Annotated in this window: 20 protein-coding genes; 14 read left to right on the top strand and 6 right to left on the bottom strand. The window is 38.4% G+C overall.

The genetic code is table 11. The features are described from left to right. Positions 1 to 63: 63 nt before the first annotated feature. Positions 64 to 534 carry a hypothetical protein gene (locus RFW85_RS17605; protein WP_025464664.1) on the bottom strand — a complete coding sequence of 157 codons (471 nt, stop codon included), beginning with the start codon at positions 532 to 534 and terminating at the stop codon, positions 64 to 66. 121 nt (positions 535 to 655) lie between these two features. Here RFW85_RS17605 and RFW85_RS17610 point away from each other — a divergent pair, with 121 nt between their 5' ends. The 6 genes from RFW85_RS17610 (at position 656) to dapC (ending at position 7444) form a co-directional block, all read left to right on the top strand. Further along, on the top strand, positions 656 to 1378 hold the full coding sequence (locus RFW85_RS17610) for an AzlC family ABC transporter permease (protein WP_170247922.1): 723 nt from the start codon (positions 656 to 658) through the stop codon (positions 1376 to 1378). 1 nt (position 1379) lies between these two features. After that, positions 1380 to 1721 (top strand): L-valine transporter subunit YgaH, encoded by a 342-nt coding sequence (ygaH, locus tag RFW85_RS17615; RefSeq protein ID WP_170247776.1) that lies wholly within the window; start codon positions 1380 to 1382, stop codon positions 1719 to 1721. Between the two features lie 127 nt (positions 1722 to 1848). Then, positions 1849 to 2238 carry a tautomerase family protein gene (locus RFW85_RS17620; RefSeq protein WP_170247777.1) on the top strand — a complete coding sequence of 130 codons (390 nt, stop codon included), beginning with the start codon at positions 1849 to 1851 and terminating at the stop codon, positions 2236 to 2238. A 102-nt stretch (positions 2239 to 2340) separates the two neighbouring features. Further along, on the top strand, positions 2341 to 3558 hold the full coding sequence (gene purT / locus RFW85_RS17625) for a formate-dependent phosphoribosylglycinamide formyltransferase (protein ID WP_170247778.1): 1218 nt from the start codon (positions 2341 to 2343) through the stop codon (positions 3556 to 3558). A 27-nt stretch (positions 3559 to 3585) separates the two neighbouring features. Next, entirely contained in the window at positions 3586 to 6249 is a 2664-nt protein-coding gene (gene glnD / locus RFW85_RS17630) for a [protein-PII] uridylyltransferase (RefSeq protein ID WP_170247779.1), read from the top strand. 25 nt (positions 6250 to 6274) lie between these two features. Further along, positions 6275 to 7444, top strand: a complete 1170-nt coding sequence (gene dapC / locus RFW85_RS17635) for a succinyldiaminopimelate transaminase (protein ID WP_309171746.1) — start codon at positions 6275 to 6277, stop codon at positions 7442 to 7444. Positions 7445 to 7498: 54 nt separating this feature from the next. Here dapC and RFW85_RS17640 read toward each other — a convergent pair whose 3' ends face one another. The 4 genes from RFW85_RS17640 to msrB form a co-directional block, all read right to left on the bottom strand. After that, a complete protein-coding gene (locus RFW85_RS17640) occupies positions 7499 to 8131 on the bottom strand; it encodes a LysE family translocator (protein WP_170247780.1) in 633 nt (210 codons plus the stop codon). 64 nt (positions 8132 to 8195) lie between these two features. Further along, positions 8196 to 9032 (bottom strand): AraC family transcriptional regulator, encoded by an 837-nt coding sequence (locus tag RFW85_RS17645; RefSeq protein ID WP_170247781.1) that lies wholly within the window; start codon positions 9030 to 9032, stop codon positions 8196 to 8198. A gap of 8 nt (positions 9033 to 9040) precedes the next feature. Further along, positions 9041 to 9526 (bottom strand): glutathione peroxidase, encoded by a 486-nt coding sequence (locus RFW85_RS17650; RefSeq protein ID WP_005069704.1) that lies wholly within the window; start codon positions 9524 to 9526, stop codon positions 9041 to 9043. Continuing rightward, complete coding sequence (gene msrB, locus RFW85_RS17655) at positions 9523 to 9942, bottom strand: peptide-methionine (R)-S-oxide reductase MsrB (protein WP_002114184.1); 420 nt, start codon at positions 9940 to 9942, stop codon at positions 9523 to 9525. Before msrB ends, RFW85_RS17650 begins: the two co-directional genes overlap by 4 nt. Positions 9943 to 10181: 239 nt before the next feature. Between msrB and RFW85_RS17660 the strand changes: the two genes are divergently transcribed. From RFW85_RS17660 to RFW85_RS17695, 8 genes are all read left to right on the top strand, one after another. After that, entirely contained in the window at positions 10182 to 11612 is a 1431-nt protein-coding gene (locus RFW85_RS17660; RefSeq protein WP_170247782.1) for a pyridoxal phosphate-dependent aminotransferase, read from the top strand. A gap of 472 nt (positions 11613 to 12084) precedes the next feature. Then, positions 12085 to 13392, top strand: coding sequence for a dicarboxylate/amino acid:cation symporter (locus tag RFW85_RS17665; RefSeq protein ID WP_309171745.1), 1308 nt, complete (start codon positions 12085 to 12087; stop codon positions 13390 to 13392). 680 nt (positions 13393 to 14072) lie between these two features. Beyond that, positions 14073 to 15140, top strand: a complete 1068-nt coding sequence (locus RFW85_RS17670) for a type II asparaginase (RefSeq protein WP_170247784.1) — start codon at positions 14073 to 14075, stop codon at positions 15138 to 15140. A gap of 198 nt (positions 15141 to 15338) precedes the next feature. After that, on the top strand, positions 15339 to 18902 hold the full coding sequence (gene dnaE / locus RFW85_RS17675; RefSeq protein ID WP_170247785.1) for a DNA polymerase III subunit alpha: 3564 nt from the start codon (positions 15339 to 15341) through the stop codon (positions 18900 to 18902). A gap of 14 nt (positions 18903 to 18916) precedes the next feature. Continuing rightward, on the top strand, positions 18917 to 19756 hold the full coding sequence (locus RFW85_RS17680) for an RNA methyltransferase (protein WP_171545196.1): 840 nt from the start codon (positions 18917 to 18919) through the stop codon (positions 19754 to 19756). Next, positions 19749 to 20561, top strand: coding sequence for a serine O-acetyltransferase (gene cysE, locus RFW85_RS17685; protein WP_005069719.1), 813 nt, complete (start codon positions 19749 to 19751; stop codon positions 20559 to 20561). The genes RFW85_RS17680 and cysE overlap by 8 nt, the downstream gene beginning before the upstream one ends. A gap of 105 nt (positions 20562 to 20666) precedes the next feature. Further along, a complete protein-coding gene (locus RFW85_RS17690) occupies positions 20667 to 21608 on the top strand; it encodes an ABUW_2363 family tetratricopeptide repeat lipoprotein (RefSeq protein ID WP_216076487.1) in 942 nt (313 codons plus the stop codon). Between the two features lie 116 nt (positions 21609 to 21724). After that, on the top strand, positions 21725 to 23731 hold the full coding sequence (locus RFW85_RS17695) for a triacylglycerol lipase (RefSeq protein ID WP_170247787.1): 2007 nt from the start codon (positions 21725 to 21727) through the stop codon (positions 23729 to 23731). A 52-nt stretch (positions 23732 to 23783) separates the two neighbouring features. Here the strand turns inward: RFW85_RS17695 and RFW85_RS17700 are convergent. Continuing rightward, on the bottom strand, positions 23784 to 24159 hold a 376-nt coding region (locus tag RFW85_RS17700; protein ID WP_016806168.1), incomplete at its 5' end, for an FAD-dependent oxidoreductase.

The raw sequence follows: 24159 nt of genomic DNA on the forward strand, positions 1-24159 counted from the left end.
TCATTATCGTTTAAAAGCAAAAAAAGCGAGATTTAACATCTCGCTTTTTTACATTCATTAGTTTTATTTTGGCGAAGTATTTCCAAGATTTGGCGTATCGATCGCATCCTTACATTGAGCCTTATCTCGCTCATAGTCCGCTTGCTTTTGGGCAACTGAACTATTGTTTTCTAGTGTTTCGCGTGCCCATATATCTAAACTTGTCAAGGCCTTACGACAGAGTGCATATTTCCCTTCTGTCACTGAGTCCGTCATTTTTACATTAATGCGCCAGTCTGTACTCAATTGGCGTAAAGGTTTACGTACTTTGTCATCAATTTGGCTGAGTTGTTTTTCATAAACTAAATGCTCAACCGTGTTAATTAATGTCCATGCTTTTTGAGCATAAACAGTTGCATCATTGGTTAGTTTCGGTGCTGGCTTAATTTCTACTTTTTTTTCTGCACCTTGATTACCATTATCACAGCCCTGCAATGTAAAAATACCTGCACTCATCATGGCGATATAAACTAAACGAATCTTTGCCTTGAACATATCAAACTGCCGATTAAACATTTCGGCACTATGCTATTAAATTCGGCTACAATACTCAATCTTTCAAGTATTTTTATCATTTGGCTTATTGCCAAGGTGTATTGTGTCCGAACAACAATTGATGACTGCCCAAACAGCAACTTTTTGGCAAGGCGCCAAAGATAGCCAAGCTATCGTACTCACCTATTTACCCGTTTCTTTTGCCTTTGGCGTTTCTGCATCTCAGTTTGGTTTTACGCCATGGGAAGCTTTTTTCCTATCTTGTTCAATGTATGCCGGCGCTAGCCAATTTTTGGTTGTCGCGCTTTTGGCTAGTGGTTCATCCATCTGGCTAACAGCATTAACAGTTATTGCACTAGATATTCGCCATGTCCTTTATGGACCTGCTCTATACAACCTGATTCCAAACAAATTAAATCTTAAGAAAACGGCAGTATGGGCTTGGGGCTTAACGGATGAAGTTTTTGCCAGTGGAATGATCCAACTTTCACAGCGCAGACAACAATGGTCCGAGTCTTGGATGCTTGGCCTAAGTCTATTTAGTTGGATGGCTTGGGCAAGTGGCTCTTTGTTAGGTGGATTATTCGCCGATCAAGTTGCTCATTTACCAAAGTTTTTACAAGCAGCTTTAGACTTCTTATTACCTGCTTTATTTTTAAGTTTTTTATTAGCGGCATTTGAACGAAAGCATAGCCTTGTTGTTGCTGTATCGTTAGTAGTTTCAGCTTTGGCATGTTATTGGATTAACTTATCAGCGGCTATTTTTATAGGTATTTTTTCAGGCATTTTAGCTGGTCTATTTAAACATTATGTGCTGAAACAACATGATGAGGTTGAGGCTTAATATGAACCTACAAATTATTCTGGTCGGCATTATTGTGGGTATTGCCAACTTTGCTTCACGCTTTGGACCTTTTTTCGTAATACAAAAATTACAAGGTTCACAGCAAAGACGCGGCTCAATCTGGTTCAAAATTGCCTTAGGAAGTATTGGAATATCTGCAATTAGCGCCATGCTTGTAGTTGCTACTCTTCCACCTTTACTTGAAACCCCAAATAAGAGTTTAGCAATGCTTATCGGTTTTATGGTTCTAGCTGGTCTTTATTTTAAATTTAAAAAAATTGTTCCTGCCACCTTAACAGCCGCAATCGTTTATGGCCTGATCTATACTTATTTACCTTTATAAATAGATAAACTGATCAACCTTATATAATATATAAATGCCAGAAGTGATTAAGAATAATAACTTCTAGCAAAAAACTCATTTTTGAAATTTATTAAAAGATAAATCCATCTAGCGATTAGAGATAAAAATGTCACAAGTTAAAATTTATGCAAATGAACGAACCATTATTCAGTATCGCGAACTGCTCTCTCATGCGATCCATCAAGCACTTATTGAAGAATTGAAGTATCCTGTCGAGAAAAGATTTCAACGCTTCATTAGTCTTAAACCTGAGAATTTTATTTATCCATCTGACAGAAGCCAGCATTACATTATCATCGAACTTTCAATGTTTGCAGGCCGCAGTCCAGCCACTAAAAAGCAACTTATTCAAACCTTATTCCGTAATATTCAAGAACAATGCAAAATTTCTCCACAAGACATTGAAATTACTATTTTTGAAACACCTAAAGAAAATTGGGGCATCCGTGGTAAAAATGCTGATGAATTGCTTTTAAACTATCAGGTTAATGTCTAAAAACCACTTTTTTAATTGTCCGACAAAATTACTTTTTTTATGCATGATAAGGCTTAACTCCACCATAAGTTCTGCTATGCTTAAAAAAATAATTTTGTCAGGATGATTCGCATGAGCGTGACACTCGGTACCCCACTTCAATCTTCTGCATTTAAAGTTTTATTGTTAGGTTCAGGAGAGCTTGGCAAAGAAGTTGTAATTTCCTTACAACGCCTTGGTGTAGAAGTACATGCAGCCGACCGTTATGATCACGCACCAGCAATGCAAGTTGCACATTTTTCTTATGTATTAAACATGGCAGATCCTGCCCAATTAAAACAACTCATCGAGAAAATTAAACCAAATTTAATTGTTCCAGAAATTGAAGCAATTGCGACAGAAGTTTTACTTGAAATTGAAGCGAGCAAAACAGCAACTGTCATCCCTTCTGCTAAAGCTGTAAACCTCACAATGAACCGTGAAGGCATCCGCCGTCTTGCGGCTGAAGAACTTGGCCTACCTACTTCTGCTTATCGCTTTGCTGATACGCTCGAAAGCTTCCGCGCCGCTTGCGATGACATTGGTTATCCAAACTTTGTAAAACCGGTCATGTCATCTTCAGGTAAAGGTCAGTCTCGTGTAAAAAGTTTCGATGAAGTTGATGCAGCTTGGGAATATGCAATGCAAGGTGGCCGTGTTAACCAAGGCACGGTTATTATTGAATCTCAAATTGATTTTGATTTTGAAATTACATTACTTACCGTTCGCGCTAAAAACCCTGAAACTGGTGAAATCGAAACTCATTACTGTGACCCAATTGGTCACCGCCAAGATGGCGGGGATTATGTAGAAAGCTGGCAACCTCAACCAATGACGGCAGCGGCACTCGAAGAAGCAAAACGTATTGCAAATAAAGTGACAACTGCACTTGGTGGCTGTGGTATTTTTGGTGTAGAACTGTTTATTAAAGGTGACAAGGTTTGGTTCAGTGAAGTTTCACCTCGTCCACACGACACAGGACTCGTAACTTTAGCATCACAATTTCAAAGTGAATTTGAACTGCATGCACGTGCAATTTTAGGTTTACCTGTAAACACAGCACGCCACAGTGTTGCAGCAAGTGCAGTAATTTATGCTGGAGTTGATGCTAACAATTTAAGTTATAGCAACCTTAATGTGGCTTTAACACACCCAGACACCGATTTACGCCTGTTTGGCAAACCGGAAGGTTTCAAACGTCGTCGTATGGGTGTAGCAACCACTCGTGCCGAAAATACTGATCTTGCTCGTACTTTAGCGAAAGAAACCGCTGATCAAGTAAGCGTTCAAACAAACTCTTAATTTTTACTTATTGGTAGACCCATTTTCATGATCAATATATCGCCATTGTTGAACTATGTCTCAAGTCATCATGATATTAAAGCCATTAATCAATGGCGAACGGATGTAGAAAAGCAGTTGCAAGATTCATATGAAAATGGGCAATCTATTCGTGAAATCATTAAAGCCCGTTCAGATTTAGTAGATGAAGCACTGATCTTTTTATGGAAACATGCTGAACTCGATCAGACAGAACTGGGCCTTTTTGCTGTAGGCGGTTATGGACGCCGTGAAATGTTGCCCTATTCTGACGTCGATATCATGATCCTATCGGAGCATGAAATTAATGAAGAAAACGAAAAACGTATCTCTACATTTATTTCGTCTTTATGGGACGTTGGCAATTTCAAACCCGGCATTAGTGTTCGCACGATTCAAAGCTGTGTTGAACAGGCCGCTACCGATTTAACCGTTGCAACAACTTTAATTGAGGCGCGGTTAATTACTGGTAATAATCAGCTTGCGAAATGGCCTCGCCGTATTGTTTCGCAGACATGGACAGATAAAACATTTTATGACGCAAAAATGGCCGAACAAGCCAAGCGTTACCATCAACACAACAATACTGAAAGTAATTTAGAACCCGATATTAAAAATGCACCGGGCGGTATCCGTGACATTAACCAAATTGGCTGGATTGCCAAACGCCACTTCCGCGTAAACCGCATTTATGACTTAGTGCATTTAGGTTTCATTTCAGAGTTTGAATTGGCAGTTTTAGAAGAAGCTGAAAGTTTTCTTTGGGAAATTCGACATCATTTACACCGTTTAGCTAAACGTGATGAAAACCGTTTACTCTTTGATCATCAAAGGGAAATTGCCGCCAAATTTGGATATGTGCGTCAAGAAGGCCAACCTGTAAATTATGGTGTTGAGCAGTTCATGAAACGCTACTATCGTACGGCGCAGCAAGTTTCAACACTCAATGAAATGTTGCTGGCGTATTTTAGCGAATCGGTAATTACTCCTCGTCTCCCCAACTATGAACGCAAAATTGAAGTTGTTAACGATCACTTTAAAATTGTCGATAATAAACTTGCCGTACAACATCACAAAATATTCGCAGAGCATCCAAGCGCGATTTTAGAGTTATTCTATATTTTAGCCAATCGACCAGATATTGAAGGTATTCGCGCTCGGACTTTACGCTTACTTATTCTTGCTGCGAAACGAATCAACCAAAGTTATCGCGATAATCCAGAGCATCAAGCACTGTTTATGTCGATTATTCGCTCACCATATCGTTTATACGATACCTTGGTTGCGATGAAACGATATGGTGTTTTAGGAAACTATATTCCTGCTTTTGGCCAAATTATGGGCCTTATGCAATATGACCTGTTCCATATCTATACGGTCGATGCTCACACATTATTATTGCTGCGTAATTTAAATCGTTTTAGAGAACCTGAATTCGCTAAAGAATTCCCTGTAGTAAGTTCAGTTTTCCAACGTCTTGCCCGTCAAGATATTGTCTTTATTGCTGCTTTATTCCACGACATCGCAAAAGGCCGTGGTGGTGACCATAGTGAACTTGGCGCAGAAGACGCGATTGAGTTTGGACGTGCACATGGCTTTACAGAGCGTGAATGCAAATTAATTGCATGGCTTATTCAAAACCATTTGCTCATGTCACTTACAGCTCAGAAAAAAGATATTTCTGATCCAGACGTCGTGAAAGATTTTGCAGAAAAACTTGGCGACATGGAGCATCTTGATTATCTCTATACTTTAACAGTTGCCGATATTAACGCGACAAATCCAAAACTATGGAACACATGGCGTGCATCACTTATGCGTCAACTTTATACGCACGCTCGTGATGTAATTCGTACTGGCTTAGGCCGCCCTGTTGACTACCAAATGCTGATTGAAGACACCAAGTTTGCAGCAAGTGAATTACTGGTAAATAACTTCGCCTTGGCAGATGTAGAAAAGGTATGGCAAGAACTTGGTGATGAATACTTCATTAAAGAATCAGCAGACGAAATTGCATGGCACACACAAGCAATCTTAAAACATGGTGATAATCCAGAGCCATTAGTGCTCTTGCGTGCTCACCGTAAAGCAGCTCAAGATGCGGTGCAAATCTTTATTTATACTCGCGATCAACCTAACCTCTTTGCCACCACTGTTGCCGTTTTAGACCGAATGAACCTAGATGTTCAAGACGCAAAAATTATCACAGCAAGTACAGCGTTTAGCTTAGACACTTATGTTGTACTTGATCGTTTCGGTACATTGCTTACCGACCCAGAGCGTGAAGAAACCGTTAAAAATGCATTAGTGAAAGCGCTTAGCCAACCAGACCAATATCCGGGACTCATGCAACGTCGTATTCCACGACAGTTACGTCACTTCGACATTGAAAACACAGTAGATGTAACATTAAATGAAGCCTTACAACAAAATATGGTCGAAATTTCAACACTCGATCATCCCGGCCTACTTGCACGCGTGGGTGGTTTATTTATGATGCAAGGCTTAGACATCCATTCAGCCCGAATCGCAACTTTAGGTGAACGTGCCGAAGATATTTTCTTTGTCACCAAAAAAGATGGTAAACCACTGAATAACGAAGAGGTCAAACTCTTCTCTGAAAAACTGAAAGCTGCATTAGATGAAGCATCTAATCAAATTTGTCAGCACTGAAACTCAACTACTTGGTAACTGTTTAATGAACTCTAGCTTGTCGTTATTACACCCGTATCCATTTGAAAAGTTAAACCAACTTTTTAAGGATACTACTCCTGCTAACCTCCCCTTGATTCCTCTATCAATTGGCGAACCTAAGCATCCAGCACCAGAGTTTGTTAAACAGGCTATTATTGATAACTTTAACCACCTATCAACTTATCCAAACAGCAAAGGCTTACCAGAGCTTCGCCAAAGCATTGCAGATTGGTTAACTAAGCGCTTTAAACTTAACAGCATCAGTGCTGAAAACCACATCTTGCCTGTCTCTGGTACTCGTGAAGGGATTTTCTCTTTTGTACAGGCATTAATTAATCGTGAAGATGCACCTTATGTGGTGATGCCGAATCCGTTTTATCAAATTTATGAAGGTGCGGCTTTACTTGCAGGTGCAAAGCCCTACTTCATTAATTGCACAGAAGAAAATGGCTATTTAGGTGATTTTGATGCTGTACCAGCAGAAGTTTGGGAAAAGACAGCCCTTCTTTTTGTATGTACACCGGGTAACCCAACAGGTACTGTGCTTTCTAAAGAACAATTTAAAAAGCTAATTGCCTTATCTGATCAATATAATTTTGTTATTGCTTCTGATGAATGCTATTCAGAGCTTTGGTTTGACCAAGCACCTACTGGTCTATTAGAAGTATGTGCTGAGCTTGGTCGTGATGACTACAAAAACTGTATCGTATTTCATTCACTTTCAAAGCGTTCAAACTTACCGGGTCTGCGCTCAGGTTTTGTAGCGGGTGATGCCGATCTGTTAAAGCCATATTTGCAATACCGTACCTATCACGGCGCTGCAATGCCAGTACAACACCAGCTTGCTTCAATCGCAGCGTGGAACGATGAAAACCATGTTGAAGAAAACCGTAAACAATATCGCGCAAAGTTTGATTTATTCCAATCTGAGCTAGGCCATCTGCTCCCATTACAAAAACCTGATGCTGGTTTTTATTACTGGTTAAAAGTAGATAATGATGAAACTTTTGCCAAAATGCTGATGGAAAAAGTACATATTAAAGTTTTACCGGGCCGTTACCTATCTCGTGATACAAAACAAGGTAACCCTAGTGCCAACCATGTGCGTATGGCTTTAGTAGCAGATTTGGCACAATGCGAAGAAGTGGTTAAACGTTTAAAAGCGATTCTTTAAACCCAGCAAAATTGTATAGCCTTCAGTCTTATTTAGAAGGCTATGCAATCTACATTAACTATAGCCAATCAATAACACTGCGAAAAAAATGAAAGCCAGACTAGAGCAATAATAGATTCCTCTGGCAGAACGTTTAATCTGTGCTAATACCTGCTCTTGACGTAATAGACGAACCAATAATAAATTCCATCCAAGAACCACTCCTGTCATCCATATACTCATTAGTATTTTTTGAAATAAGCTAAATTCCTGTTGAATAAGCAGCATTAAACTACTATAAAACATAATATTTTTAGGATTAAGAAGACTGGATTGCAAACCCAGAGCTAAGCTTTTAACTTTACTTTTATAACTAGACTCTTGTTCAACCAAACTATTTTCAGCAACAGTAATATTTAAGTTTGTTCCTTGAGTGGCTCTAAAACAAAGAAAACTCAAATAAGCTAAATATCCAGCCCCCAGCCATTTAAGTACTAAAAGAATCGTTGTACTTAAATTACCAAGCACCATAAATCCAAATATACATACCATTAAGATAAGAGCATTACCCAAAGTAATTCCCAGAATAACGCCATAGGTATAACGCGCTCCTTTTTGCAAAAGACTGGTCAGAATTAGAAAAAAATCTGGTCCCGGAGATAGGAGTGCTAAAAAGTGAGTAAAGGCGATAACCAAAAAAACTTCCATAACGATTTCATCTTTAAAACTGTATGGAGTAGCTTAAAAATAGAGAAAAATAATTTCTTGTAAATTATTGCGCTGCTGCAAGTTGAAACTGTCGAGGAGTAATTCCTGTATGTGCTTTAAAAGCTTTATGAAAATGGCTTTGATCACTAAAGCCTAAATTGACAGCTAACTCTGCGAGTGAAATCCCTTGTTTTAATTGAGCTCTGGCTTGATTAATCTTTAAATTAATTTGAAATGCATGTGGGGTTAGACCAACATTGGCCTTGAATAAACGAATGATTGCATATCGACTAAGACCAACCCACTCTGCAAGCTCTTCAAGAGAAATAAATTGTTCTGACGATTTAATAATATGAATTAAGTCCAAAAAATCTTCATACAAATATTCAGTTTTTTGTATTTCTTCTAATACGAAATGAGGAAGTAGCAACTGTGTAAGGCAATAGATTAGCGACTGTTCTTTTTCCAGAATTAATTTTTCAGGATCAAATAAAGTTTCATTCATATGAGAAAAAGCCTGATATAAATTTTCTTCTTTTATTATGAGCGGCTTATGCTGTGGCAGAAGCAAATCCAAACCATGTTCTCGAAATTCTGAATAAAGCTGATTTAACCACCTTGTATCCAAATGTAGCATCTGGTAACTCCAAGCCTGATCTGGCAAAGGGTTACATGAATGCTCAATATGTGCGGGTACGATCACCAAAGTACCAGCATCAATTTTTTGGGGCGTACCAAATGAACTTTGAAAAACGCTATTCCCCTCGTCTATAGCCCCGATAGAAAACGTTGGATGACTATGAGACTTATAACATGTTCGGCTAAAACAGGACCTTCTGGTTTCAACATACGGCATTCGCACATCTTGCCAAAACTCAAAAGGTTGAGGAATAGCGTTCATTTAAACAATTAACTCGCTAAAGCTTTTTCAATATCAGCTTCTAAAGCTTCAGGTTTAGTGGTAGGCGCATATCGGTTTAAAACAGCGCCATCCTTACCTACTAAAAATTTAGTAAAGTTCCATTTAATGCTACTGCTGCCCAAAATACCTTTAGCTTCACGTGTTAAATATCTAAAAATTACATGGGCTTCCGGACCTTTTACATCAACTTTAGCAAACATAGGAAATTTCACCCCATAGTTACGCTGACAGAAGCTACCAATTTCTTTATTACTTCCTGGATCTTGCCCACCAAACTGGTTGCAGGGAAAACCTAAAACTTCCAACCCTTGATCTTTATATTTTTCATAAAGTTTTTCGAGACCAGCAAATTGTGGGGTAAAACCACATTTACTCGCAGTGTTTACAATTAATAAAACTTTACCTTTGTAATCAGCGAACTGCTTAACTTCACCCTCTAATAGCTCAGCTTCAAACTGATAAATATTACTCATGGATAGGTTTCCTCATCATTTTTTTCTTCTGTTTTCAGTTGTAATGATGCCGAGTTTACGCAATAGCGCAAACCAGTCGGCTGTGGTCCATCTTCAAATACATGCCCTAAATGAGCCTCGCAATCATGACAAACAATTTCAGTTCTGACCATACCATGCGTTAAATCTTCATGTTCATCAATGACTGCACCATTGATAGGACGGAAGAAACTTGGCCAACCACAACCGCTATCATATTTGGTATCTGATGAGAACAACTCTGCGCCGCAGCAACGGCAAACATAGGTACCATGTTGCTTAGTATTCCAGTATTGCCCCGTAAATGCAGGTTCAGTGCCTTTTTGTCGTGTAATCCGATACTCTTCTGGTGATAACTCTCTTTGCCATTCCCGGTCTGTTTTATTGACTTTTCCCATGACATACACCTTTTATTCTGAAGTAAACATTTCTGATGATCGAGTTTTATATTTACGCCATTCATCACAAAAACACTAGTCACTGAACGTAAAATTTGTTGGAATTTAAACATATAAAGAACAAAAAGCAAAAAGTAAGCAAAATGCAAAATTAAAAGTAAGCAAATTTATTGCTAATCCTCTTTAAAGCAAGCAAACATAGTGCTATTCTAAATGCGCACGGTTGTATAGGACAGAACATGTCTCAGAAAAAAAGTGTGGTTTTCCAACAACTACTACCAATTATTAAACAATATCAACAATCGGGTTTTACCCATGAAAAAATTGTTGAACTATTGAAAGATCAACATGATCTAAATTTGGTAACAGTTAAAACATTTAAAAGTTATTTATACCGATATGCAAAAGTGAATCCCGTTATGTCTAAAAATACTGCTACCATCCATTCCATGCCATCTACTCGAGAAATCAAAAAATCATCGAAGCTTGAGCATGTTTGTTATGACATCCGTGGACCAGTTTTACGAGCCGCCAATGAAATGGAAGAGCAAGGACATAAGATTATCAAGTTGAATATTGGTAACCCAGCTCCTTTTGGATTTGAAGCGCCACAAGAAATTATTAATGATGTTGCTTTAAACTTACCAAATGCAATTGGTTATGTTGACTCAAAAGGTATTTTCCCTGCTCGTAAAGCAATTTGTCAGTATTACCAGCAAAAAGGAATTCTCAATATGCATGTCAATGACGTGTATATTGGTAATGGCGTATCTGAACTCATCGTAATGGCTATGCAAGGCTTATTAGATGACGGAGACGAAATGCTGATTCCAATGCCGGATTATCCGCTTTGGACAGCAGCAGTTAATCTTTCAGGTGGCACAGCAATTCATTATAAATGTGATGAAGAAAATAGCTGGTACCCAGATATTGCTGATATTGAAAGTAAGATTACTCCAAATACTCGCGGTATTGTCATCATTAACCCAAACAATCCTACGGGTTCGGTATATCCACGCCATATTCTTGAACAGATTGTAGCGATTGCAAAAAAATATGATCTAATTTTATTTGCTGATGAAATTTACGACAAAATTATTTATGACGGTATTGAACATGTTTCAGTAGCATCATTAGCCGGCGACCAGCTTTGTGTATCTTTTAATGGTTTATCAAAAGCTTATCGTATTGCAGGCTTCCGTTCAGGTTGGATGGCAATTACGGGTGATAAAAGCCGTGCTGCTGACTATATCGAAGGATTAGACATGTTGGCATCAATGCGCCTATGTGCAAACGTTCAAGCTCAATATGCGATTCAAACTGCCCTAGGCGGTTATCAATCAATTAATGACTTGATTCGTCCTGGTGGCCGTTTATACGAACAGCGCAATATTGCTTGGGAAATGCTTAATGAAATTCCAGGTGTAAGCTGTGTAAAACCAGATGGAGCAATGTACTGTTTCCCTCGCCTCGACCCGAACATCTATCCAATTGAAGATGACGAAAAGTTAATGCTTGATTTTCTACGTGCAGAAAAAGTTTTATTGGTTCAAGGTACAGGCTTTAATTGGCCAACTCCAGATCATTTCCGTGTGGTTTTCCTACCTGCTGAAAATGAATTACGTGAAGCAATTACACGACTAGGGCGTTTCTTAGCCAATCGTCGTTAAAAAAATACATAATAAAAAAGGCATCTTAAACTAGGTGCTTTTTTTATAATTTTATTTTATTCATTTTTACAAAAGAAGAATTACATATTTTCACTACACCGCACCATCTAAAAATAAGACATTGAAGTTAAATTATTTTTATAAAATTTCTCATTCTTTTAATTTGAAAAATTAGTTCAATTTTTTATTTTTATATTTTTACCATACGTTCAAAACTACTTATATTCTGTCCACTTAGCAAATTTTAATTATGCAAAAAATGCATGGATCAATATTTTTTTGCATTTCACACTGCTTCAAAATCGAGCAACAATCCATCTCCATAACAACATCGCCATATTCAATTCGGTTAAAACAGATACAAATCTAGGAAGATAACATCGTTAGAACGACCGGACTGAACTAACAAGGAAAGCTTTCGATCATCCAACTCCCATCAAAGGATGATTGAATCAAATGGATAGAGGTTCACATGAAGCAAAAGAAATTGCTCAAGTATATTGTTGTTGCTATTTTACTTGGCATACTGACAGGTTGGATTTGTCACCACTTCTTTAATGAAGGTGAACAACTGAAGCAAATCGCTTCTTATCTCAACATACCTACAGATATCTTTTTACGCCTTATCAAAATGATTATTGCTCCATTGGTATTTGCCACAATTGTTTCAGGCATTGTCTCAATGGGGAAATCTACATCAATCGGCAGTATCACCCTTAAATCAATGACTTGGTTTATTACTGCTTCATTCGTATCGCTTGCTATTGGTATGGGTTTGGCAAACTTTTTCCAACCTGGTGCAGCTTTAGATTTAGTATTACCAACTGCACAACAACTGAGTAGCTCTTCTGTTCCAGCAACCGCAGGTTTCACTCTACAATCATTTTTAAGCCATGTTTTCCCACGCAGTATTGCCGAAGCAATGGCAAACAATGATATTTTGCAAGTGCTTGTTTTCTCTATTTTCTTTGGCTCAGCCCTTGCTTTTGTAAATCAAGGCAAAGAAAAAGATTCTGTTATCATTCGTTTGACTGATGAACTCAGCAAGATCATGTTCCGCATTACCGATTACGTCATGATGTTTGCACCTGTTGCAGTATTTGCAGCAATCGCTTCAGCAATTACAGTACAAGGTTTAGGCTTGATTGTTGACTATGGCATTTTAATCGCAGAGTTCTACTTCGGTCTTTTATTACTGTGGATCATCTTATTCTCTGTAGGTGCAATCGTACTTAAAAAAGATATTTTCCGCTTAGGTAAATTAATTCGTGAACCTGTAACTCTTGCTTTTGCTACAGCTTCAAGTGAATCAGCCTATCCTAAAGTTATGGATGCACTAAATAAATTTGGTGTGCCTAAAAAAGTAACGAGCTTTGTACTACCTTTAGGTTATTCATTCAACCTAGATGGTTCAATGATGTACACCACATTTGCAGTGCTCTTTATTGCTCAAGCTTACAATATTGATCTTAGCTTTACTCAGCAAGTCTTAATTTTGTTAACCCTAATGGTGACAAGTAAAGGTATTGCTGGTGTTTCACGAGCTTCAATTGTGGTTATTTCAGCAACACTCACTATGTTCCATTTACCTGAAGCCGGAATTCTCTTATTACTCGGTATCGATCAATTCCTTGATATGGGCCGTACTGCAACAAACGTAGTAGGTAACAGTATTGCTACCGCCGTTGTAGCCAAGCTTGAAGGCGATAAAGTGGCTGATACTGAAGAACTACCAGAGCCAGTATTAATTAAATCAACTCAAGAACAAACGACCGCATAAGTTTCTCTTTTCTCCCACTCTCCCAACTTAAGAGCAATTTTATATGACCTTATAAAATTGCTCTTTTTTTATTCTAAAATTAAACAATAAAAATTTATCTGTATTCCCATATTAAATATTAGGCCAATAATAACTATTAGCCCTATTAAATTTATTCAATCAAAACCTTAAAAACAGAATAAAATCTACACAAATAAAATTTATACGTTAAAAAATAAACATCAAATGACTAAATTTTAATTCAATTTACTAAGACTTATTCACATTAAACTATTGATATTATTATTCAGCTTATATGAAAAACATTTCCATAAATTTAAATTCAGACTATCCAATTAAAAATCAATAAATTGCATATATCAAACAATAAGCAAGAACTAAAACCCTCCATTATTTTTTAATTTTATAAAGATAAATAAACCATTTTATTTACTTATCTTAAAAAATAAACAAATCGAGATAAATTAGAAAAACTTAATAGATTTTTTATTTTATTCATGTTATTTATTAGCGCTAAATAAAAGCAATGACTAAGCAATTGTTGATGAAACAAACTGCTATTCAGGGATGCTTTTTATTCAAACAAGTTTGGAATATGTCTTACACGGTATGTATTTTGCTTAGGAAAAGCACACATATTCGACAAACTTTTACTTCGTCACTTCATAAGGATATTTTCGATGTTGACTAAAACTGTTAAATCTTTAGGTTTAGCGATGGGCTTATTAGCCTGCTCTCTCCCACTTTATGCAAAAAATAATGTTGTCGTAGTTGCCACTGGCGGTACTATCGCTGGTGCTGGCGCAAGCTCGGCAAATAGTGCAACTTATACTGCTGCAAAAGTTCCTGTTGACACCCTAATTAACGCAGTTCCACAAATCAAAGATTTGGCAAATGTAACTGGTATTCAAGCTTTACAAATCGCTTCTGAGAGTATTACTGACAAGGAATTATTAGAAATTGCTCGTCAAGTGAATGAGCTTGTTAAAAAGCCATCTGTTAATGGTGTGGTAATTACACACGGTACAGATACTTTAGAAGAAACAGCATTTTTCTTAAATTTGGTTGTTCATACTGATAAACCGATTGTACTTGTTGGCTCAATGCGTCCTTCAACTGCTCTTTCAGCTGATGGTCCACTTAACCTTTATAGTGCAGTTGCTTTAGCAGCTTCAGATGATGCAAAAAATAAAGGCGTTATGGTTCTTATGAACGACTCTATTTTTGCTGCACGTGATGTAACTAAAGGTATTAATATTCATACAAATGCTTTTGTTAGCCAATGGGGCGCTTTAGGTACATTAGTTGAAGGCAAACCATACTGGTTCAGACAGTCTGTAAAACGTCATACAAATACTTCAGAATTTAATATTGAAAATATTAAAGGCGATGCACTTCCAACTGTACAGATCGTTTATGGTTCGGACTCTATGCTTCCAGATGCATATGAAGCTTATGCAAAAGCTGGTGCTAAAGCGATCATTAATGCAGGTACTGGTAACGGTTCTGTACCAAAATATATCGTACCAACCTTACAAAATCTTCACGACAAAAATGGTATTCAAATTATCCGTTCATCACGTGTCGCACAAGGTTTCGTATTACGTGATGCAGAACAACCTGACTCTAAATATGGTTGGGTAGCAGCACATGATTTAAACCCTCAAAAAGCGCGTCTTCTTGCAGCTTTAGCTCTTACTAAGACGAATGACACGAAAGAAATTCAGCGCATATTCTGGCAGTACTAAGTTTTTCAACCAGCCCAAACACAAAGTTTGGGTTGGTCCTATTTCTTAAAAATAAGCTCTTTTATATTAAATCTGTACAATAGATATTCAAATCATTCTTCTTAAATAATAAAATCCTTAACAGTTTGCCAAAATATTAAGCATTTCGTTTTAACTTTGCGTGCTAAACTATGCTGCAGTCGTATTAAGGATTGGTTTATGCAGTTTGTTCATCTCGGTATTTATACAGAATTTTCGATTACAGAGTCGATAGTTCGCATACCTGACTTGGTCAACGCTGCGGTTAAAGACCAAATGCCTGCGCTGGCATTAACCGATCTATCAAACCTGCATGCAGCCGTAAAATTTTATAATTCTTGTTTAAAAAAAGGAATTAAACCGCTTTTAGGTAGCACAATCCGCCTTGACGATGCTCAACATCGTGCAACTTTACTTGCAATGAGTAATGTAGGCTGGAAAAGTCTCACCGAAATCGTTTCACGCGGTTTTATTGAAGGTCAACAACTTAGTATTCCATGTGTAAAAAAAGAATGGGTGCTTGAACAGCATCAAGATATTATTGTTTTACTTGGTCAACATAGTGATGTGGGTCAGATGCTTTGCTCATCTAACCCTCAAAAAGCAGCTCCGCTTTTAGAAGCATGGATCGAAAAATTTGGTAACCGTGTTTATCTGGCTTTAACACGTACCGATCGTCCCGGTGAAGAAGACTTTATTCAAGAAGCCGCTAAACTTGCTGCTCAATATAATGTGGGTGTAGTTGCACATAATGATGTGCACTTTGTAGAAAAAGAAGATTTTGAAGCTCACGAAGCCCGTGTTTGTATTGCTGATGGCTATGTATTAGCAGATGACCGTCGTCCACGCTTATATAGTCCTGAGCAACATTTTAAAACCTCGGACGAAATGATTGAGTTGTTTTCAGATATCCCAAGTGCTATCGAAAATACCTACAATATTGCAAAACGCTGTAATGTTAGCCTACAACTCGGCACCTACTTTTTACCTGACTATCCAATTCCAGATGGCTTTACCATTGACACTTACTTTGAGCATTTATCAAAAGTAGGTCTAGAAGAACGTTTAGATTATCTTTACCCAGTTGAAAAACGTGGTGAAGACTGGCCAGAGATTCGTAAACCTTACGATGAACGAATTGATTACGAAGTCGGCATTATCCTCAAAATGGGTTTTCCTGGTTACTTCCTTATCGTCATGGACTTCATCCAGTGGGCAAAAAATAATGGCGTTCCTGTCGGACCTGGCCGTGGTTCAGGTGCGGGTTCACTCGTTGCATATAGCTTAAAAATTACCGACCTTGATCCTCTTCGTTACGATCTACTTTTCGAACGTTTCTTAAACCCAGAACGTGTTTCGATGCCCGACTTTGATGTCGACTTCTGTATTGCTGGACGTGACCGCGTCATTGATTATGTTTCCCGTACCTATGGACGTGAAGCCGTGTCGCAAATTGCAACTTTCGGTACGATGGCGGCAAAAGGTGCAATTCGCGACGTTGCCCGTGTATTAGGCAAATCTTACGGTTTAGCTGACCGTATCTCAAAAATGGTGCCCACTAAACCGCTGGGTGTGGACTTAGCCACTGCTATCGAGATGGAACCTCAGCTTAAAGATATCGTTACCAACCCATCTAACCCAGATAATGATGACGCGAGTGAAATCTGGGAAATGGCATTAAAATTGGAAGGTATCACTCGAAATACTGGTAAACATGCCGGCGGTGTTGTTATTGCACCAGGTAAGATTACCGATTTCTCGGCTGTGCTTTGTGATGAAGACGGAACCAGCCGTGTTGCTCAATATGATAAAGACGATGTAGAAGCAGCAGGTCTCGTCAAATTCGACTTCTTGGGTTTACGTAACTTAACCGTTATTGAAGACGCAATTCAAAATATTAATAAAAATCGCGATAGTAATAATCCGCTCATAATTTCGCATGTTCCACTTGATGATGCTAAAGCATATTCTGTCTTTGCCGATGCAAATACAACCGCGGTATTCCAGTTTGAATCCGTCGGCATGAAACGAATGCTTAAAGAAGCACGTCCAAGTAAATTTGAAGAGATTATTGCGTTCGTATCATTGTACCGTCCTGGTCCAATGGATCTTATTCCTGACTTTATTCACCGTATGCATGGTGGAGATTTTGAATATCTTCACCCACTTCTTGAAGGTGTATTAGAGCCAACTTACGGGATTATGGTTTACCAAGAACAGGTGATGCAGACTGCACAGATCTGTGCGGGTTATACGCTCGGTGGCGCGGACTTACTACGTCGTGCAATGGGTAAAAAGAAACCTGAGGAGATGGTTAAGCAGCGCCAAATTTTCTTGGCAGGTGCTGCAGAAAAAGGGATTGATGAAAGTACAGCCAACCATATCTTTGACTATATGGAAAAGTTCGCAGGCTATGGTTTCAACAAATCTCACGCCGCAGCTTATGCCCTCGTTGCTTATCACACTGCATGGTTAAAAGCACATTATCCTGCTGAGTTTATGGCAGCGGTAATGTCATCGGAAATGCAGAACACCGACAGTGTTGTATTTTTAATTGATGACTGCCGAAATAATGGCCTGGAAGTTTTACCACCATCCGTCAATATGTCAACTTATCATTTCCATGCGAGCGATGATAAAACTATTGTGTATGGTTTAGGTGCAATTAAAGGCGTTGGCGAACAAGCGATGCAGTCAGTTATTGACTCTCGTCGACAATTTGGTCCTTATTCAGATCTATTCGATTTTTGCCATCGTATTGATTTGAAGAAAATCAATAAGCGTACTCTTGAAGCGTTGATTCGTGCAGGTGCACTCGATTGCTTAGGAATTGAACGCGCAAGCTTAATGGCGCAATTGCCTGAAGCTGTTCAAGCTGCCGAACAAGCGCGCAGTAACCGTGAAAGCGGTATTATGGATTTATTTGGTGAGGTTGATGAAGTTCAGCGTAAGCCAGCTAAACCTGTTAAACCGTGGAGTGATGAAGTTCGTCTACAAGGCGAAAAAGACACGCTTGGTCTATATCTCACTGGTCACCCAATTGATGTTTACCGCCAAGAGCTTAAAGCTTTTATTCCTGTAAAACTTAATGAAATTACGGCTACACGTCGTGGTGTTACAACAGTCTATGCAGGTTTAGTCATTGACGTCGCAAACTTCCCAAATCGCGTAGTTATTATACTAGATGATGGTACAGCTCGTATTGAAGTAAGTTGCAACCATGAACGTTTCCAACGTTTTAAAGATATTATTCAAGTTGAACGTGTTGTTGTCTTTGAAGGCGAAATTTATGAAAGAGAAGGCTTTGAACGTCCGATGGGCCGTTTAACTAAGGCTTTTACTTTAAATGAAATACGACAAAAACGTGCTAACAGTATTCAGATCAAATTAACAGAAGAGTTTATGCAAGCCACTTTGGCAAAAGATTTACAAAACATAATCTTGCCATTTTGCAATGTAGATATGCATCAACATATCACTCTACAGCTACAGATTGATCAACCTTATGCTCAAGCCGAGCTTCAACTTGGTCCGCAATGGAAAGTTGCTCCTCTCGATGAATTACTTGCTAAACTCAGAGATTATTTTGGTAAAGATAATATTTACATTGAATATCAAGTAAAGTCGAAAGCAGCTAAAGCAGCAGAACCTACTCGTCCGCAAACCGTTGCTTCCCCTCACGCGGACATGACTATGGACGATGCATTGGATTTATACCAAAGCGAAGTTTCTCAATATTCGTAATTTCTGGAAATCTTATGAGTTCGTTTGATCACAACACTGTGTCAAAACAATTAGCACAAGTGCGTATTGTCATGGTAAACACAACCTTACCTGCCAATATTGGCAGTGCGTTACGTGCTATGAAAACAATGGGGCTAATTAAATTAGTTCTTGTTGCGCCTAAAACATATCCCCACCCAGACATACAAGCGCTTGCTGCTGGTGCCCAAGATTTATTTGAACATCTTGAGATTGTCGATACTTTAGAAGATGCTATTAAAGATTGCCATTTAGTATTTGGAACAAGTGCACGTAGCCGTACTATTCCTTGGCCTTTACTTGACGTGCGACCTGCTGCCAAAGAAGCTATTAAGGCTACTACTCAAGGACAACAAATTGCGATTGTTTTTGGCCGTGAAGATCGTGGTTTAACCAACGAAGAATTAGCACTAGCAAATTATCATTTAACGATTCCTGTCAATCCTGACTATGGCGTATTAAATGTTGCGCAAGCGATTCAAGTTGTATGTTACGAGCTTCGCATGTCAGCTCTGGAACAACAAAACGTGGATCAAGATGCAGATGAAATGCCACTAGTGCAAGGCCAAAGTATGCAATGGGATGAGCCTCTGGTTACTCAGCGACAAATGGAAGAGTTTTATCCTCATCTAGAGAAAATGCTGACTGAAATTGAATTTTTAGATCCAGACAATCCACGTTTATTACCTTTACGCTTGCGTCGTTTATTTGGTCGTATACAATTAGATCGTATGGAATATCATTTACTTCGCGGTATTTTTAGTCGTGTACAAGCCCTAACCAGTGGTAAATGGAAAAAGACATTATCTGACAAGGAGGATCAATCCAATGCTTAAACAGCTGAAAGAAGATATAAAGGCTGTATTTGCGCGAGATCCTGCTGCCCGCAATACTCTCGAAGTTCTCACGACCTACCCTGGCATTCATGCGATCATGATGCATCGTGTTGCTCATGAATTATGGCAAAAAGATTGTAAAGGTGCTGCTCGCCTTCTTTCTTCATTTAGTCGTTTTGCAACAGGTATTGAAATTCACCCAGGTGCCAAAATCGGTAAACGTTTTTTTATTGATCATGGCATGGGTGTTGTGATTGGTGAAACGGCTGAAATTGGTGATGATGTTACGCTTTATCATGGTGTGACCTTAGGTGGTACAACATGGAAGACTGGCAAACGTCACCCAACTTTAGAAGATGGTGTGGTTGTTGGCGCTGGTGCAAAAATTTTAGGTCCATTTACAGTTGGTAAAGGCGCTAAAGTCGGTTCAAATGCTGTAGTGACTAAAGCAGTCCCTGCTGGTGTGACCGCTGTAGGAAACCCTGCTCGCTATATTTATAAAGATGCCACCGACAAGAATAAAGATGAAGAACGTCGTCGTGATTATGCACAAAGTATTGGCTTTGCCCCATATGCGACAACTGCTGATCAGTCAGACCCTATTTTAGAAGGTATGCGTGTTTTACTTGATCGTATTCAGCACAACGAAACACGTATGAATAATTTATGCCAGCGTTTATCAGAGCTAGATCCTAGCTTCAAAAAAGAAAGTCAGGATGAACAGCCTTTTAGCGATGAAGAACTAAAAATTATTGAAGAAGTTCGTCGTGAATGCGGTGCACAAGATAAGACATCAAAAACGTAATATTCTTGATTCATACTGTAACACGCTTACCCTTGCATGTCTGTTTAGCTTTTCCTAGACTTACCTGTACCAAATCTGACTTTACTAAAATGAACGGAAGATCCTATGAATTTTAAGCCTTTGGCATATATAATCCTTGCGACCTCAAGTTTAACCGCTTGTACAATGGCCCCCCTAAAAGAACAAAAAATTGAGCCTTTTGTTTTCAAGGAACCAGAGCTTACTCCTCCTTTTTATGCACTAAATCCTTTTAACTATGATCAGCCCCCAGCATTTGAAGTTGCATTAAAAGAAGCTGCTGCACAGCCTGTAACGAAAATGGTGGTTAATCGTCAAGATGACCCAACTAAACAACTTACTCTCGACGTCAATAAGCTGATCGTTCCGACTGTCAATAATTCACAACGTTCAATGAAATATGCAGTTTTAGCTGGTGAGAATGAAATTGACGTGACTACTATTGATGACTTTTTACAATTAGTAGAAGGTAAAGCACGTCACTACCCACCACGCTTTACTGACCGTCAAGAACGTAAAGGCTTTGAAAGTAAACTCAAAGAAGTTACACAGCAACTGGATACACTTGCTGCAAATCCAAATGCATCATTTGATATTCTAATTCGTGCTTTTAAAGCAAGTGTTCTTGCACGTAACCTTGATTTAGGTACTGTTCATACAACTAAATCTTTAGAATATGCTCAAAGACTTTTGAAAATTAGTCCTGATGACGCGGAAACAAATTTCTGGTTCGGTTTTGGTTTATCTGAAGGTGGTGGCCAACGTGAAGCCATTCCATATTTAAACAAAGCAATTAAAGCTAATGTTCAAGAAGCATATTTAGCTGCTGCAAATAATTATATTGCGATGGAGCAGAAGAAAAATGCTATCCAGACGCTCAAGAATTATAAAGTTAAATATCCAGATGAAGCCGAAATTGCGGATCGTTTAATTCAAGAAATTGAAAAACAAGGCCGTTGGAACGTATGGCAAGTTTTAACTAACCCAGCAATGTCAGCAACAACTTCCGCAGCCGAACCTAAAAAATAAACTTAATGCTATAAAAAAGGGCTGATTTGACAGCCCTTTTTTATATTTGATCATTTGAAAAATATCTTAAAATTTGTATGATCTACCTACCATTGAGCCACTATATTTTGACCATAATGTTTTCAATAAAAAGAAGCAAAATACAGTTGACGGTCATACTACTCGGTTCAATTCTGAGTGGTTGTCAAGTCGTAAATGTTAAACAGCAAGATTTGAATGTAACTATTGCTAATGAACGTAATAGCATTCTAACGCAAGACAAACTCAGCGAAGCGAGCCTGAATGTTTTATCCATGTCTGGTCAGGAAGCTAAAGTTTGTACAGATAAACCAGAGATTTGCGTAAATCAACTCAAAAATCTTCCCCAAATTGTAGATGAGCAATTCTTATCAGCTGCAAGTGAAATGTATTTGGCAAAAGCTATGACTTTATCAAATACATCTGATTGTAAAACAAGTAGATTTACTAAGCATAAGTCTGAAGAAGAACAAAAGAATATCCAAAATAGATATGATGATTGTTTAGATCATCAATTGAGTTTATTGGATAAAAGTATTCGCTATAGCTATGCGTATTTGTTTTCAACAAAACGTCAGCCTAATGACCGTATTTTTGATAATAGACAAGTTCAAATACGTGACTTCTATAACCAAGCCATAGCAAAAATGGTGAGTATTTATGATTTAAGATACCCACAAAAAAATGTTGTTGAACCGCAAATTCATATTGGTAAAAGTGTTTACTCAATTGATTTTGAATTTCATAAACAACTATCAGGCCAAAAATTAGAAAAATTAATTTCGAGTTATAACTTAAATTTTTCAGGCTTAAGAACCATTAACCGCCGTGATGGTTTTGGATCTGAATTTGTTGCTGTTTTTCCTAGCTCAGGAAAAGAAGATATTAATGAATATATTTTAGATCCACTTAAATACAATTACAAAAATGGTGTTAATCCAAATATTCATCATGCACGCTACTTGGCTGCGACTATTGTTGCTGAACCCAAACATGCGACTACCGTCGAAGAAATCATTAATAATCCAGAATTCGTGATCCGAGTTTATGATCCTTATCGAACAGATAATATTAATGTAGCGGGGAAACAATATCCTCTAGCTGCTAACTTTTCTGCGCCTTACGGTCTATGGTTGGCCGAAAATAATTTAGGGGTCGCAGCTTATTTAACTCTGATTGACCGCGATCAGCATTTAACTATGCCGCATCTCTACATGCTTGAACCATACAATCCCAATAAGAAAATTATTGTGTTAGTACATGGCTTAGCCAGTAGTCCCGAAGCGTGGATTGCACTCACCAATGATGTTATGGGCGATACGGTTTTAAGAGATAATTATCAAGTTTGGCAAGTTTTTTATTCGACTAACATGCCGATTTTAGAAAGCCGTTTCCAGATTTATGCTCTGCTTAAACAAGCTTTTAGTTCACTAAACCCAAGTGACCCTGCCGCACATGATGCTGTTCTTGTTGGACATAGCATGGGAGGCATTATCAGCCGTTTACTGGTCAGTGATGGAGATATTACTAAACCTGCCTTAGAGTTAATGACGATCCGTCAGCAAAACCGCTTTAAGAAACATCCAATGGTCACTGAACGATTGCAAATGCATTCAATCAATAATTTTGATCGTGCGATTTTCTTGGCTTCCCCTCATCGCGGTACAGATTATGCTGATCGCTGGTTTACTTTAGCAGCGCGTAAAATTATTCGTTTACCTGGTGCATTTTTGTCGGCTGTTGCCACGTCACTGACAACCGAAAATTTAGATGTTAAGGATTTCTTGAGTAATATTGATAATGGTTTGATTCAAAATGGACCAAGCGATTTAAGTCATCAATCTAAATTTATGGAGCTGACTAAAAATATTAATCCACACCAAGGATTAGTTTTCCATTCAATTATGGGAAATATTACTAAGAGTGATGATCCAAATGTGATTACCGATGGCATCGTCCCGTACAAAAGTGCTCACTTAGACGGAGCAAAATCTGAGAAAGTTCTTCCAGGTGGTCATTCCATCCAGCTTACACCTCAAGCTGTATTAGAATTGCGCCGTATTTTACGAGAGCATTTAGTCGAACACGGGTTATATAAACCATAAAAAGAAAAGAGCCAAAGGTTCCCCTTTGGCTCTTTCGTTTTGGGATTAAATTTTACTGCCCAGAACGGATGATGTAATCAAACGCAGAGAGTGATGCTTTAGCACCTTCACCTGTAGCAATAATGATTTGCTTGTAAGGTACAGTGGTACAGTCACCCGCAGCAAATACACCTTGTACATTGGTTTCGTTGCGGTCATTCACAATGATCTCGCCACGGTTAGTTAATTCAACTTCACTGTCTTTCAAGAAGTCAGTATTTGGGAGTAAACCAATCTGTACAAAGATCCCTGCAAGCTCGACCACATGCTCTTCATCAGTGGCACGGTCTTTATATTTAAGGCCAGTCACTTGTGATCCGTCGCCTAACACTTCGGTACTTAAGGCATTCATAATCACCGTTGTGTTTGGCAAGCTATGCAATTTGTTT

Source organism: Acinetobacter sp. 12966 (assembly GCF_031196995.1).
GTDB lineage: Bacteria > Pseudomonadota > Gammaproteobacteria > Pseudomonadales > Moraxellaceae > Acinetobacter > Acinetobacter geminorum.

What these genes read in the sequence shown, in the direction of transcription:
- RFW85_RS17605 (WP_025464664.1), bottom strand. Translation starts at nt 534, where the DNA reads ATGTTCAAGGCAAAGATTCGTTTAGTTTATATCGCCATGATGAGTGCA.
- RFW85_RS17610 (WP_170247922.1), top strand. Translation starts at nt 656, where the DNA reads ATGACTGCCCAAACAGCAACTTTTTGGCAAGGCGCCAAAGATAGCCAA.
- ygaH (WP_170247776.1), top strand. Translation starts at nt 1,380, where the DNA reads ATGAACCTACAAATTATTCTGGTCGGCATTATTGTGGGTATTGCCAAC.
- RFW85_RS17620 (WP_170247777.1), top strand. Translation starts at nt 1,849, where the DNA reads ATGTCACAAGTTAAAATTTATGCAAATGAACGAACCATTATTCAGTAT.
- purT (WP_170247778.1), top strand. Translation starts at nt 2,341, where the DNA reads ATGATTCGCATGAGCGTGACACTCGGTACCCCACTTCAATCTTCTGCA.
- glnD (WP_170247779.1), top strand. Translation starts at nt 3,586, where the DNA reads ATGATCAATATATCGCCATTGTTGAACTATGTCTCAAGTCATCATGAT.
- dapC (WP_309171746.1), top strand. Translation starts at nt 6,275, where the DNA reads ATGAACTCTAGCTTGTCGTTATTACACCCGTATCCATTTGAAAAGTTA.
- RFW85_RS17640 (WP_170247780.1), bottom strand. Translation starts at nt 8,131, where the DNA reads ATGGAAGTTTTTTTGGTTATCGCCTTTACTCACTTTTTAGCACTCCTA.
- RFW85_RS17645 (WP_170247781.1), bottom strand. Translation starts at nt 9,032, where the DNA reads ATGAACGCTATTCCTCAACCTTTTGAGTTTTGGCAAGATGTGCGAATG.
- RFW85_RS17650 (WP_005069704.1), bottom strand. Translation starts at nt 9,526, where the DNA reads ATGAGTAATATTTATCAGTTTGAAGCTGAGCTATTAGAGGGTGAAGTT.
- msrB (WP_002114184.1), bottom strand. Translation starts at nt 9,942, where the DNA reads ATGGGAAAAGTCAATAAAACAGACCGGGAATGGCAAAGAGAGTTATCA.
- RFW85_RS17660 (WP_170247782.1), top strand. Translation starts at nt 10,182, where the DNA reads ATGTCTCAGAAAAAAAGTGTGGTTTTCCAACAACTACTACCAATTATT.
- RFW85_RS17665 (WP_309171745.1), top strand. Translation starts at nt 12,085, where the DNA reads ATGAAGCAAAAGAAATTGCTCAAGTATATTGTTGTTGCTATTTTACTT.
- RFW85_RS17670 (WP_170247784.1), top strand. Translation starts at nt 14,073, where the DNA reads ATGTTGACTAAAACTGTTAAATCTTTAGGTTTAGCGATGGGCTTATTA.
- dnaE (WP_170247785.1), top strand. Translation starts at nt 15,339, where the DNA reads ATGCAGTTTGTTCATCTCGGTATTTATACAGAATTTTCGATTACAGAG.
- RFW85_RS17680 (WP_171545196.1), top strand. Translation starts at nt 18,917, where the DNA reads ATGAGTTCGTTTGATCACAACACTGTGTCAAAACAATTAGCACAAGTG.
- cysE (WP_005069719.1), top strand. Translation starts at nt 19,749, where the DNA reads ATGCTTAAACAGCTGAAAGAAGATATAAAGGCTGTATTTGCGCGAGAT.
- RFW85_RS17690 (WP_216076487.1), top strand. Translation starts at nt 20,667, where the DNA reads ATGAATTTTAAGCCTTTGGCATATATAATCCTTGCGACCTCAAGTTTA.
- RFW85_RS17695 (WP_170247787.1), top strand. Translation starts at nt 21,725, where the DNA reads ATGTTTTCAATAAAAAGAAGCAAAATACAGTTGACGGTCATACTACTC.